Source organism: Streptomyces drozdowiczii (assembly GCF_026167665.1).
GTDB classification, from domain to species: Bacteria; Actinomycetota; Actinomycetes; order Streptomycetales; family Streptomycetaceae; genus Streptomyces; species Streptomyces drozdowiczii_A.
On the sequence record NZ_CP098740.1, the window covers coordinates 2,022,437 to 2,035,668 of the forward strand.

Consider the following 13,232-nt stretch of genomic DNA (forward strand, 5'->3'; position numbering starts at 1 on the left):
TCTCCTGTGGTGTGCGTTGCTCGGGGCGGCGGCCGGCGGGGGCTAGGGCCTGACGGCGGCGGTGGCCGGGGCCTCGTGGTGGAGCCAGCAGGCCACCGAGCGGGAGCCGTCCGCCCCGGGCGCCGCGAGCACCGGGACGTGGGTGTCGCAGCCCTCGACCTTCTTGGCGCAGCGGGGGTGGAAGGCGCAGCCGGTGGGCATCGCCGAGAGGTGCGGGGGCGAGCCGGGGATGCCGCTGAGTTCGCGGCGGGGGCCGTGCAGCGCGGGGAAGGAGTGCAGCAGCCCGGCGCTGTACGGGTGGTGCGGGTCGCGGTAGATCTCGGAGGCACCGGCCTGCTCCACGATCCGGCCGCCGTACATGATCGCGATCCGGTCGGAGAACTCGATCAGCAGCGAGATGTCGTGGGTGATGAAGACGACCGAGAAGCCCAGCTCCTCGCGGAGCCGGACCAGCTGGCGCAGGATCTGCCGCTGCATGACCACGTCGAGCGCGGTGGTCGGCTCGTCCATGATGACGATCTCGGGTTCCAGGGCGAGCGCCATCGCGATCATCACGCGCTGGCGCATGCCGCCGGACAGCTGGTGCGGGTAGGCGCCGAGCCGGTCCGGGGAGATCCCGACGAGGCTGAGCAGCTCCCGGGCCCGGGCGGTGCGGTCGGCCTTCTTCATCTCCGGGCGGTGCGCCTGGAGTACGTCGGTGAGCTGGGCGTGCACCGTGTAGACGGGGTTCAGGGAGTTCATCGCGCCCTGGAAGACGATGGACAGCTCCTGCCAGCGGAAGGCGCGCAGCTCGGCCGCCGACATGGCGAGCAGGTCCATGGCCTCGCCGTCGCGCCCGTGGTAGTGGACCTCGCCGCCGGTGATGACGCCGGGCGGGGAGAGGAGCCGGGTGACCGCGTAGGCCAGGGTGGACTTGCCGGAGCCGGACTCGCCGGCCAGGCCGAGGACCTCGCCGCGGTGCAGGGTGAGGTCGATGTCGCGCAGGGCGTGCACGGCGTCGGCGCCGGTCCCGTAGTCCACGTTGAGGCCGCTGATGGTGAGGACGGGCTCGCTCATGAGCGGGTCTCCTTGTGGCGCGGGGTGGTGCTGCCGGGGCGGGCCACCGGGGTGAAGCCGACGCGCATCTTGACCTTCTTGGAGCCGCCGGTCTCGGTGCGCAGGCGCGGGTTGACGAATTCGTCGATGCCGAAGTTGATCAGGGCGAGGGACATGCCGAGCAGGGCGATGCAGAGCCCGGCCGGGACGAACCACCACCAGGCGCCCTGGGCCAGTGCCTGGCTGGACTGCGCCCAGAACAGGACGGTCCCCCAGTTCCAGTTCGAGATGTCGGCGACGCCGATGAAGGCGAGGGTGATCTCGGAGAGGATCGCGAAGATGACCGTGCCGACGAAGCCGGAGGCGATGACGGCGGTGAGGTTCGGCATCACCTCGAAGAGGATGATCCGCCAGGTCGGTTCGCCCGTGGCGCGGGCCGCCTCCACATAGTCGCGGCGGCGCAGCGACAGGGTCTGGGCGCGCAGGACGCGGGCGCCCCAGGCCCAGGAGGTGAGGGCGATGACGAAGGCGATGAGCAGGTCGCCGGCGTCCGTGACGAAGCTGGCGATGATGATGATCAGCGGCAGTCCGGGGATCACCAGGAAGACGTTGGACAGCAGCGACAGCGCCTCGTCGGCCAGTCCGCCGAGGAAGCCGGCGGTGACGCCGATCAGCACGGACAGGGCGGTGGCGAGGATGCCCGCGACGAAGCCGACGACGAGCACGCCCCGGGTGCCGACCAGGATCTGCGAGAGCACGTCCTGACCGGTCTGCGTGGTGCCGAACCAGTGCGAGCCGGAGGGGGCCTCCAGCAGGTCCTGGCTCATCGCGCTGGGGTCGTACGGGGCGATCCACGGGCCGATGATCGCGATCAGCACGAAGAAGAGCAGGATGCCCAGGCCGATGGCGGTCTTCCGGCCGCGCAGGAACCGGAACTTGCGCTTGCTCGCTGCCGGGGTTTCGACGGCATCGAGTACGGCGACCTCGGTGGCGGTGACGGCCATGGCCCTACGCCTCCCTTCGGGTACGGGGGTCGAGGAGCATGTAGAGGACGTCGGCGAGGAGGTTCGCCGCCAGGACGGAGAGCGTGATGATGAGGAAGATGCCCTGCATGAGGGGGTAGTCCTTGGCGCCCACGCCCTGGAAGAGCTGGTAGCCGATGCCCGGGTAGGAGAAGACCATCTCCACCAGGAGCGTGCCGCCGACGATGAAGCCGAGCGAGAGGGCGAACCCGGAGATGTTGGGCAGGATCGCGTTGCGTGCCGCGTAACCGAACATCACCCGGCGCTCGGAGAGGCCCTTGGCCTGGGCGACCATGACGTAGTCCTCGCTGGACACCGTCACCATCATGTTCCGCATGCCGAGGATCCAGCCGGCGACCGCGCTGAGGACGATCGTGAAGCCGGGCAGCACCCCGTGGTAGAGCGCGCTGGAGATGAACGGCCAGTCGAAGGCGGGCACCAGCGAGTTGTCGTAGCCGCCGTCGGCCGGGAAGAGCGGCCACTTCACGGCGAACAGCGAGATGGCGATGAGCCCGAGCCAGAAGTACGGGATGGACGAGATGAAGGTGGTGACGGGCAGCAGGTTGTCCATCCAGGAGCCGCGCCGCCAGCCCGTGAAGACGCCGATGCCGGTGCCGAGCAGGAAGCTGATCAGCGTGGTGATGCCGACGAGCGCCAGCGTCCAGGGCAGCGACTGCGCGATGACCTCGCTGACCGGGGTCGGGAAGAAGGTGAACGACAGGCCGAGGTCGCCGTGGAAGAGGTGCGCCCAGTAGTCGGTGTACTGCTCCCAGAGGGACTGCTTCTTGTCGAGCCCGAAGAGGGCCCGCAGCGAGTCGATGGCGTCGGTGTCCAGCTGGCCCTGGAAGCGGGCGATGAGCGCCTGGACGGGGTCGCCGGGCATCAGGCGCGGGATGAGGAAGTTGATCGTGATGGCGGCCCAGGCCGTGACCAGGTAGAAGGCGAGCCGTTGGAGCAGGAACTTCACTTCGCAGCCTCCTTCTCGTGGTCGTCGGTGCGGGCGGTGCCGGTGCCGTCGTAGAGCCAGCAGGCGGCCCACTGGCCGTCGGCCAGGTCGAACCGGGGCGGCAGCTCGGTGCGGCAGCGCTCCATCGCCTTGGGGCAGCGGGGGTGGAAGCGGCAGCCGGCGGGCGGGTCGATGAGCGACGGGGGCTCGCCGGTGCCCTGGTCCTCCGGCTCGTCCCCGGCGGCCTGCCGGTCGGGGTGCGGCGCGGAGGCGATGAGCAGCTGGGTGTAGGGGTGTGCGGGGCGCTGCGTGACGGTCTCGCTGTCACCGCCCTCGACTATGCGGCCCGCGTACATCACCAGGGTGGTGTCCGCGAAGTAGCGGGCGGACGCGATGTCGTGGGTGATGTAGAGGATCGCGAGGTGGAGCCGGTCCTTGAGGTCCTTGAGCAGGTTGAGCACCCCGAGCCGGATGGACACGTCCAGCATCGAGACCGGCTCGTCGGCCAGGAGGACCTGGGGGTCGGCGCCGAGCGCGCGGGCGATGGCCACGCGCTGGCGCTGACCGCCCGACAGCTCGTGCGGGAACTTGTCCAGGTACTGATGAGGAGGAGTCAGCTGGACGCGGTTCAGCAGAGCGGTCAGGTTCTGTTCCAGTTCCGCCTCGCCGCTGCCCGCCCGGCCGTGGATCTTCAGCGACCGGGTCAGGTGGTAGCGCACGGTGTGCACGGGGTTCAGCGAGGCGAACGGGTCCTGGAAGATGAGCTGGACCCGGCGTACGTAACTGCGGAAGGACCGGCCACGTCCGGCCTTCACCGGCTGCCCGTTCAGGTGGATCTCGCCCGAGGTGAGCGGATACAGCTGCGCGAGCAGTCTGGCGACGGTGGACTTCCCGGAGCCCGACTCCCCCACCAGTGCCGTGACGGTGCCGCGCCGCAGTTGCAGCGAGGCGTCGTCCACGGCGTGGACGGTACGGCGCGTGCGCGCGAGGAGGTCTCGGGCGTTGCGCCGCACGGCGAAGTGCTTGGTGACTCCGCGTGCTTCGAGCACGATGTGGTTGTTCTCTGGCTGTTCAGACATGGCCGGTACCTGATCCCTGCTGTACTACTTGGCGGGCTTGAGATTCAGCACGACTTCCAGCGAGGTGCGCTGGGTGTGCTGCGGGTCCGCGTACGGGTTGTCCTCGGTGGGCCAGCCCACCCAGTTCTTCGTGGAGTACTCCGCGCCGACGGGCGCCGCCGCGGTCGGGATCATCGGCGCCTGCTCGACCATGATCTTCTGGAGGGTGTCCATCGCCTGCTTGCGGGCGGTGTCCGTGGTGGCCTGGGCGAAGTCCTTCAGCGCCTCGGTGGCCTCGGTGCTCTTGAAGCGGCCGAAGTTGCCGGACTGGGACGGCTTGCCGATGGGCTGGAGCAGGGCCCCGTCCATGATGTTCTGGTACATGTCGTACGGGGTCGCGCCGCTGTTGGTCCAGTGCAGGGTGGCGTCGAAGTTGCCGTTGGCGACGTCCGCGTTCCAGGAGTCGGCGGTCTGCGTCTTGACCTTGGCGTCGATGCCGATCTTCTTGAAGTTGTCCTTGATGATCGACAGGCCGGTGATGTAGTCGTTCCAGCCGGCCGGGTCGGTGAGGGTGAGCTTCACCGGCTTGCCGTCCGGGTCCTTGAGGACGCCGCCGCTGAGCGTGAAGCCGGCCTTCTCCAGGACCTGCTTGGCACCGTCGACGTCCGGCTTGGTGCTGGCCTTCTTGTACTCGTCGGAGATGAAGGACTCACCGGCGGGCAGCGGGATGCCGGTGGGGTTGGTGATCTCCGGGTAGAGCGTCGCCTCGGCCTGGGTGTAGATGGCGTTGCGGTCGACGACCATCGCCATGGCCTTGCGGAGCGCCGCGTTGTCGAACGGCTTGCGCGCGGTGTTGATCCACAGGCCGTGGATGCCGAGGCCCGAGGGGAACCACAGCTTGTGGTTCTTCGGGTCCTTGTCGATGAACAGCTTCTTGAAGTCCGGCATGAAGACGAACGACCACTCCAGCTTGCCGCTGGCCAGCGCGGTGGTCGCCGCGTTGTTGTCGTTGTAGGTGCTGTAGCGCAGCTCCTTGACCTTGGTCGAGCCCTTCCAGTAGGTGGGCGTCGCGGTCAGGGTGGTGGTCTGCGGCGTGAAGGTCTTCAGCTTGTACGGGCCCGAGCCGACGGGGTTCCGGTTCGGCCAGGTCTCCGGGTTCTTGACCTTCTCCCAGATGTGCTTCGGCACGATGTACTGCTGGAGGATCTTGTTCTGGTTGACGTACTGCGAGCTGTTGAAGGTCAGGATGACCTTCTTGTCCTTGACCTCGACACCGCCCCACTGGATGCCGTCGGCGTTGAGCGCCGGGTGCTTCTTCAGCAGGTTGAAGGTGTAGGCCACGTCGTCGGCGGTCAGCGGCTTGCCGTCGGCCCACTTGGCGCGCTCGTCGATGGTGAGGGTGACCTTCTGGAAGTTGAGGTCCCACTTCCAGTCGGTCGCCAGCCACGGGTCGGGCTTGTCGGCGGGCCGGATCTGGCTGACCATCGCCAGCGGCTCGTAGATCATCCAGCGGTAGCCGAGGGTGGCGCCGGCCGAGGTGTTGAGGAACGGGTTGCTGTTGTTCGTCTGCGGCCCGTCCGGCTTGCCGATGTTCAGGACGCCCGAAGCGGCGCTGCCGCCGTTCTTGTTGTGGTTCGAGTTGGCCGAGGAACAGCCTGCGGCGAGTGCGACCACGGCGGTGGCGAGCGCGGCGGCTCTCAGCGTGTGACGGCGTGCGGACATAACGACTCCAGGAGGGACTGGCGGGTCTTGGGATCCGGAAACGGGCAGCGCTGGGCGCGCCTTGGTACGGCTGTGCGGGTGGTGCGGGTGCGGTGTGTGGGCCTGGGGGTGCCCTTGTCCGCTAGGGCGCCGAGTGGCGCACGACCAATTCGGTGGGGAGCACGACCGGGGTGTCCGGTGCGAGCGTGCCGCCCAGGTGGGAGAGGAGCATCCGAGCGGCCATCTCACCCATCTGCCGGGTGGGCTGGCGCACGGTGGTCAGGGGCGGTTCGGTGTGCTCGGACATCGGGATGTCGTCGAAGCCGACGACCGCGATGTCCCCGGGCACGGTCTTCCCCGCGGCGCGCAACGCCCGCAGCACACCTGCCGCGGTGATGTCGTTGTGGGCGAAGACCGAGTCGAACTCCGTGCCCGACGCGAGGAGTTCCTCCACGGCGAGCCGGCCGGAGCGTTCGGTGAAGTCCCCGAGGACGACGTGCTCCGTAGGGAGGACCGAGACGAACCCGGCCAGCCGGTCGCGTACGCAGCCGAAGTGCTCGGGTCCGGTGATCACGACGGGCCTGGTGCGGCCGGCGTCCCGCAGATGACGGGCGGCCGACGCGCCTCCTTCGTGGTTGGTGGTCACGACGGAGGGGAATTCGGGGTGGTGGCCGCGATCGTCGATGAGCACGATCGGCAGGCCGCCGCGGTGCAGTTCCGTGAGGTGGTCCAGGGTGTTCTCGGGTTCCACCACCACCAGCCCGTCGAAGGCCCGCGCCGACACCTGGCTGGTGAAGCGCTCGACGGACTCGGCCCCGCGGTTGCAGGTGAACAGCAGCAGCCCGTAGTCGGCGGCCTCGACGGTGTCGACCACGCCCTGGAGCAGTTCGCCCATCCAGGGCCAGGTCAGCGAGGGCACCAGCATGCCGACCGTACGGCTGCTGCCGCGGGCCAGACCGACGGCGCCCGAGCTGGGCACGTAACCGAGCTGCGCGATCACTTCGCGAACGCGCGCGGCCGTCGAACCGTCCACCTCTCCCTTGGTGTTGATGACCCGGGACACGGTCGTCTTGCTGACGCCGGCCTCGCGGGCGACATCAGCGATGGTGACGCGCATCGGGGCCTCCAGGACACAACGGGACAGATGAGAACGGCCGCAACGGCCGACGATGGAACCGGTACCGCAACCGGTTCCGGAACCGGTACCGGCGTTGGTGGCGTGAGTTAACCCCGCAGAAACAACGCCGTCAATACTTCACGTCGAGATTGGTCCGTACCCATCTGATAACGAGAAGAACACGGTCCTTACGTTCAACTCCTGAACGCAGAGACCTCTTGACGCGGGCACGCGAATCCCGTTCACTCAGTCCCCGTACGGGGCCGTACACGCGAACGCCCCCGTCCGCCCTGCCGGTTGAGGCGGGCGGACGGGGGCGGGCGTGTGCGGGAGACGGCCCCGTGCGGGTCAGTCGGTCGGTTCGAGGCCGGCGCGCAGCAGACCGTAGGTGTACGCGTCCTCCAGCGCCTGCCAGGACGCGGAGATGATGTTCTCGGCGACGCCCACGGTCGACCACTCGGCGGTCCCGTCACCGGTGGTGATCAGGACGCGGGTGGTCGAGTCGGTGCCGGTACGGCCCTCCAGGATGCGGACCTTGTAGTCCGTCAGCTCCAGCTTGGCCAGCTGCGGGTAGATCCGCTCCAGGGCCACGCGCAGCGCCCGGTCCAGGGCGTTGACCGGTCCGTTGCCCTCGGCCGTGGCGACGATCCGCTCGCCCTTGGCCCACAGCTTCACGGTCGCCTCGTTGGCGTGGGTGCCGTCGGGGCGGTCCTCCACGATGGCCCGCCAGGACTCGATACGGAAGTAGCGCCGGACCCGGCCCTCCGCCTCGGCACGCAGCAGCAGCTCGAAGGAGGCGTCGGCGGCCTCGTACGTGTAGCCCTTGAGCTCGCGCTCCTTGACCCGGGCGACGACCCGGGCGACCAGCTCCCGGTCGCCGCCGAGGTCGATGCCCAGCTCGTCGCTCTTCAGCTCGATGGAGGCCCGCCCGGCCATGTCGGAGACCAGCATCCGCATGGTGTTGCCGACGAGGGCGGGGTCGATGTGCTGGTAGAGGTCCGGGTCCACCTTGATCGCGGAGGCGTGCAGCCCGGCCTTGTGCGCGAAGGCGGAGACGCCGACGTACGGCTGGTGCGTGGAGGGGGTCAGGTTGACCACCTCGGCGATGGCGTGCGAGACGCGGGTCATGTCGGCGAGGGCGCCGTCCGGGAGGACCCGCTTGCCGTACTTGAGCTCCAGCGCGGCGACGACCGGGAAGAGGTTGGCGTTGCCCACGCGCTCGCCGTAGCCGTTGGCGGTGCACTGGACGTGGGTGGCGCCCGCGTCGACGGCGGCGAGGGTGTTGGCGACGGCGCAGCCCGTGTCGTCCTGGGCGTGGATGCCGAGCCGGGCGCCGGTGTCGGCGAGGACCGTGGAGACGACGGCCTGGATCTGGGCCGGGAGCATCCCGCCGTTGGTGTCGCAGAGGATGACCACGTCGGCGCCGGCCTCGGCGGCGGCCTTCACGACGGCTTTGGCGTACTCGGGGTTGGCGCGGTATCCGTCGAAGAAGTGCTCGCAGTCCACGAAGACCCGGCGGCCCTGCTCCCGGAGGTGGGCGACGGTGTCGCGGACCATCTCCAGGTTCTCCTCCAGCGTGGTGCGCAGCGCGAGCTCCACATGGCGGTCGTGGGACTTGGCGACCAGCGTGATCACCGGGGCGCCGGACTCCAGCAGCGCCTTTACCTGGGGGTCCTCGGCGGCGGTTCCGCCCGCCCGGCGGGTCGCGCCGAAGGCGACCAGCTCGGCGTTCTTGAACTCGATCTCCTGGCGGGCGCGGGCGAAGAACTCGGTGTCGCGGGGGTTGGCGCCGGGCCAGCCGCCCTCGATGAAGCCGACGCCGAACTCGTCCAGGTGCCGGGCGATGGTCAGTTTGTCGGCGACCGTCAGGTTGATGCCTTCACGCTGTGAACCGTCGCGCAGCGTGGTGTCGAAGACATGGAAGCTGTCGTCGGTGGGCTTGGCCTTGGTGGTCATTGCTGGTCTGACTCCTGTCGGATGAGTGGATCCGGACGGTCTGGCTCCACTTGCCCCCATCATCCCGTGCGCCGCGTTCCCCGGCCGAGGTGGAGGCCGGAAAACAAAAAACCCCTCGCGGGTGCGAGAGGTCTGCGCGCGGGTCTGGGGCACGGTGGCCGTGCCGTACGTGGTGGTACGGGACGGTCACTGCGGACCGGCGCGCCTGCTGCCAATAATCATGACGAACGAGGACACGGAAGCAGTCTGGCACAGGACCGCCGCCGTGAACCGCCCGTCTCAGGATGCGGGCGCACGGGGGGCGCCCGGCGAGATGCCGGGCGCCCCCTCGTACAGCGTGCTCACGCCAGGGAGTGCATCCAGCCGTGGGTGTCCTCGGCGGTGCCGCGCTGGATGTCGAGCAGGCGCTCGCGCAGCTTGAGGGTGACCGGGCCGGGGGTGCCGTCGCCCTGGGTCCACTCGCCGCCGGCGCTCTTCACCGTACCGACGGGGGTGATGACGGCGGCGGTGCCGCAGGCGAAGACCTCGGTGAGGGTGCCGGCGGCGGTGTCCTCGCGCCACTGGTCGATGGAGACGCGGGACTCCTCGGAGGTGTAGCCGAGGTCGCTCGCGAGCTTGAGGAGCGAGTCCCGGGTGATGCCGGCGAGCAGGGAGCCGGTGAGGGACGGGGTGACGATCTTGTCCCCGTACACGAAGTAGAGGTTCATGCCGCCCAGCTCCTCGACCCACTTGTGCTCGACGGCGTCGAGGTAGGCGACCTGGTCGCAGCCCTTGGCGGCGGCCTCGGCCTGGGCGAGGAGGGAGGCGGCGTAGTTGCCGCCGGTCTTGGCGTCGCCCATGCCGCCGGGGACGGCCCGGACCCGGTCCTCCGAGAGCCAGATGGAGACGGGCTTCACACCGCCGGGGAAGTAGGCGCCGGCCGGCGAGGCGATGACCAGGAACAGGTACTCATTGGCCGGGCGCACACCGAGGCCGACCTCGGTCGCGATCATGAAGGGGCGCAGGTAGAGGGACTCCTCGCCGCCGTGGGCCGGGACCCAGGCCGCGTCCTGCTGGACGAGCGCGTCACAGGCCGCGACGAACGTCTCGACGGGCAGCTCCGGCATGGCGAGGCGGCGGGCGGAGGCGCGGAAGCGCTCGCCGTTGGCCTCGGGGCGGAAGGTGGCGACGGAGCCGTCGGGCTGGCGGTAGGCCTTCAGGCCCTCGAAGATCTCCTGGCCGTAGTGGAGCGTCATGTTGGCCGGGTCGATCGACAGCGGCGCGTACGGCACGAGCTGGGCGTCGTGCCAGCCGCGGCCTTCGGTCCACTTGATCGTCACCATGTGGTCGGTGAAGTAGCGGCCGAATCCGGGCTGGGCCAGGATCGCCTCGCGCTCCGCGTCGGACAGCGGGTTCGAGGAGGGCTTGAGCTCGATCGTGGTCGTCATGAGTGCGTGTCCTTCACCGTGATGTTTGTGGAGGACCGCGGGCACGCCTTCAGGTGCTAGGACGTCCGAGCTTCGCTGCGAGCCACGGCCCCGTTCGATTATCGCTCGAAGGCTGCCGTGCACGAAATGGCGTGGATGCGGTCCAGGGTTCGATGGTCGCACCCGGGGCCGCACAGCAGAAGCCGCCGGGTGCGGCTGCTACCCGGCGGCTTCTGTGGGAGTCGTCGGGTCAGCCCGCTACGCGTACCGCGAGGGCGTCGCCGATCTCGTCGGTCGTACGGGCCGTTCCGTCGCGCTCCGCGAGGTCGGCGGAGACGGCGTCCTCGATGCGCACGGCCTCGACCTCGTAGCCGAGGTGGCGCAGCAGGAGGGCGACGGAGAGGATCGTGGCGGTCGGGTCGGCCTTGCCCTGCCCCGCGATGTCGGGGGCGGAGCCGTGGACCGGCTCGAACATCGACGGGAAGGCTCCCGTCGGGTTGATGTTGCCGGAGGCGGCCAGGCCGATGCCGCCGGAGACGGCCGCGGCGAGGTCGGTGAGGATGTCACCGAAGAGGTTGTCGGTGACGATGACGTCGAAGCGCTCCGGCTGCGTGACGAAGAAGATCGTCGCGGCGTCGACGTGCAGGTAGTCGGTGGTGACCTGCGGGTACTCCGCGGCGACCTTGTCGAAGGTGTTCTTCCACAGGTGGCCCGCGTAGACCAGGACGTTGTTCTTGTGGACCAGCGTCAGCTTCTTGCGCGGGCGGGCGGCGGCGCGCTCGAAGGCGTCCCGGACGACCCGCTCGACACCGAAGGCGGTGTTGAGGCTGACCTCGGTGGCGACCTCGTGCTCCGTGCCGGTGCGCAGCGAGCCGCCGTTGCCGGTGTACGGGCCCTCGGTGCCCTCGCGGACGACGACGAAGTCGATGTCCGGACGGCCGGCGAGCGGGGTCTCGGTGTTCGGGAAGAGCTTCGACGGCCGCAGGTTGATGAAGTGGTCGAAGGCGAAGCGCAGCTTCAGCAGCAGCCCCCGCTCCAGGACGCCGGAGGGCACGGACGGGTCGCCGATCGCGCCGAGCAGGATGGCGTCGTGCCCCTTGAGGGCGTCGAGCTCCGCGTCGGGAAGGGTCTCACCGGTACGGTGCCAGCGCCGGGCGCCGAGGTCGTACTCCTTGGTCTCCAGCTTCACATCCTGCGGGAGAACAGCGTTGAGGACCTTGAGGCCCTGGGAGACGACCTCCTGGCCGATACCGTCGCCGGGGATCACTGCGAGATTGATGCTGCGAGACATGGTGGCACCCTACTGCTCGTCCCACCCCATGACACGTCCCGTCCACCATACGGACACATGATCATCTGTACGTGTACCGTTCACCTATTCGACGGGAGCCCGTCAGCCGGGCGGTGGAGGTTGTCGCCCATGGACATCCCCCGCTTCGGCATCCCCGAGAAGCTCGCCGGCCGCATGACCATGGCCGAGCAGCACGACTACCTCCGCACCCGGCTCACCCGCCGCGGGGCGCTGCGCACCGGCGTGGCGACCGCGGCCGTGGCCGGCGCCGGAATCGGCCTCGCCTCCTCCCCCGCGTACGCCGCCCCCACCGTACTCACCTCGCACAGCACCACCCGGGTCGACGGCGCGCTGGTCGCCCCCTTCGGCCGCCACCTGGCGTACGGGGCCGACCCGCGGACGCAGATGGCGGTCTCCTGGCAGGTGCCGTTCGCGGTGCGCCGCCCGTACCTCCGCATCGGGCTGAAGCCGTGGGCGCTGAGCCGGAAGATCGACGCGGAGGTCCGGCACCTCACGACGCCGCAGCTGAACAACGGCAAGATCGCGGCGGCCGAGCAGTTCTACGTCCACGCGTCCCTGGAGCGGCTGAAGCCCGGCACCACGTACTACTACGGCGTCGGCCACGAGGGCTTCGACCCGGCGGACGCGCGCAACCTGGGCACGCTCGGCACCTTCACCACCGCGCCCGCGCGCGCCGGGAACTTCACCTTCACCGCCTTCGGCGACCAGGGCGTCAGCTACCACGCGCTCGGCAACGACCAGCTGATCCTGGGCCAGAACCCGGCCTTCCACCTGCACGCCGGGGACATCTGCTACGCGGACCCGTCGGGCTCCGGGCAGACCACCGACACCTATGACGCGCGCACCTGGGACCAGTTCCTGGCGCAGACGGAGACGGTCGCCAAGACCGTGCCGTGGATGGTGACGACCGGGAACCACGACATGGAGGCGTGGTACTCGCCGGACGGCTACGGCGGCCAGAACGCGCGCTGGACCCTGCCGGACAACGGCCCGGACCCGGTCAACCAGCCCGGCGCCTACTCCTTCGTGCACGGCAACGTGGGCGTGATCGCGCTCGACGCCAACGACGTCAGCTACGAGATCCCCGCCAACTTCGGCATCAGCGGCGGCCGGCAGACCCGCTGGCTGGACCGGCGCCTCGGCGAGCTGCGGGCCCGCCGGGACATCGACTTCCTGGTGGTCTTCTTCCACCACTGCGCCTTCTCCACGACCAACGCGCACGCCTCGGACGGCGGGGTGCGGGACGCCTGGGTGCCGCTCTTCGAGAAGCACCAGGTGGATCTGGTCATCAACGGGCACAACCACGTCTACGAGCGCACCGACGCGATCCTCGGGAACGCCGTCAAGCGCCCGGTGCCGATCGGCGAGCGCACCGACCCCCGCCGGGACGGCATCGTCTATGTCACGGCGGGCGGTGCGGGCAAGGCGCTGTACGACTTCCCGGTGCCCGACAGCTACGAGGGGCACGTCGCGGACGTGGAGAGCGTGAACACCTATCACGTGGCCAAGGGCGGCGCGAAGGCCGCCGAGACCGTGGAGTGGTCGCGGGTGCGGTACACCGGCTTCTCGTTCCTCGCGGTGGAGGTGGAGGCCGGCCGGCACGCCCGGATGAAGGTCACCGCGCTCGCCGAGTCCGGCGAACGCATCGACCACTTCGAGATCAGCCGGGGCTAGGTACC

General features: G+C 69.5%; 10 protein-coding genes. 1 reads left to right on the plus strand and 9 read right to left on the minus strand.

The features are described 5' to 3' along the window. Nucleotides 1-42: 42 nt before the first annotated feature. From NEH16_RS08955 to NEH16_RS08995, 9 genes are all read right to left on the minus strand, one after another. The gene (locus NEH16_RS08955; RefSeq protein WP_265540886.1) at nt 43-1,056 is read right to left on the minus strand and encodes an ABC transporter ATP-binding protein; all 1,014 of its coding nucleotides are present in this window, start codon (nt 1,054-1,056) and stop codon (nt 43-45) included. After that, nucleotides 1,053-2,039, minus strand: coding sequence for an ABC transporter permease (locus NEH16_RS08960; RefSeq protein ID WP_073963801.1), 987 nt, complete (start codon nt 2,037-2,039; stop codon nt 1,053-1,055). Before NEH16_RS08960 ends, NEH16_RS08955 begins: the two co-directional genes overlap by 4 nt. Nucleotides 2,040-2,043: 4 nt before the next feature. Next, nucleotides 2,044-3,024 (minus strand): ABC transporter permease, encoded by a 981-nt coding sequence (locus NEH16_RS08965; protein ID WP_073963802.1) that lies wholly within the window; start codon nt 3,022-3,024, stop codon nt 2,044-2,046. Continuing rightward, nucleotides 3,021-4,082, minus strand: a complete 1,062-nt coding sequence (locus NEH16_RS08970) for an ABC transporter ATP-binding protein (RefSeq protein WP_265540889.1) — start codon at nt 4,080-4,082, stop codon at nt 3,021-3,023. The genes NEH16_RS08965 and NEH16_RS08970 overlap by 4 nt, the downstream gene beginning before the upstream one ends. A gap of 24 nt (nt 4,083-4,106) precedes the next feature. Beyond that, on the minus strand, nt 4,107-5,783 hold the full coding sequence (locus NEH16_RS08975; RefSeq protein WP_073963804.1) for an ABC transporter substrate-binding protein: 1,677 nt from the start codon (nt 5,781-5,783) through the stop codon (nt 4,107-4,109). 121 nt (nt 5,784-5,904) lie between these two features. Further along, nucleotides 5,905-6,879 (minus strand): LacI family DNA-binding transcriptional regulator, encoded by a 975-nt coding sequence (locus NEH16_RS08980; RefSeq protein ID WP_073963805.1) that lies wholly within the window; start codon nt 6,877-6,879, stop codon nt 5,905-5,907. Between the two features lie 348 nt (nt 6,880-7,227). After that, the gene (gene cimA / locus NEH16_RS08985) at nt 7,228-8,835 is read right to left on the minus strand and encodes a citramalate synthase (RefSeq protein ID WP_265540893.1); all 1,608 of its coding nucleotides are present in this window, start codon (nt 8,833-8,835) and stop codon (nt 7,228-7,230) included. A 341-nt stretch (nt 8,836-9,176) separates the two neighbouring features. Then, nucleotides 9,177-10,262, minus strand: coding sequence for a branched-chain amino acid aminotransferase (locus NEH16_RS08990; protein WP_073963807.1), 1,086 nt, complete (start codon nt 10,260-10,262; stop codon nt 9,177-9,179). A gap of 229 nt (nt 10,263-10,491) precedes the next feature. Beyond that, the gene (locus NEH16_RS08995) at nt 10,492-11,532 is read right to left on the minus strand and encodes a 3-isopropylmalate dehydrogenase (protein ID WP_265540896.1); all 1,041 of its coding nucleotides are present in this window, start codon (nt 11,530-11,532) and stop codon (nt 10,492-10,494) included. 129 nt (nt 11,533-11,661) lie between these two features. Here NEH16_RS08995 and NEH16_RS09000 point away from each other — a divergent pair, with 129 nt between their 5' ends. Next, entirely contained in the window at nt 11,662-13,227 is a 1,566-nt protein-coding gene (locus NEH16_RS09000; RefSeq protein WP_265540898.1) for a purple acid phosphatase family protein, read from the plus strand. Nucleotides 13,228-13,232 lie beyond the last annotated feature (5 nt).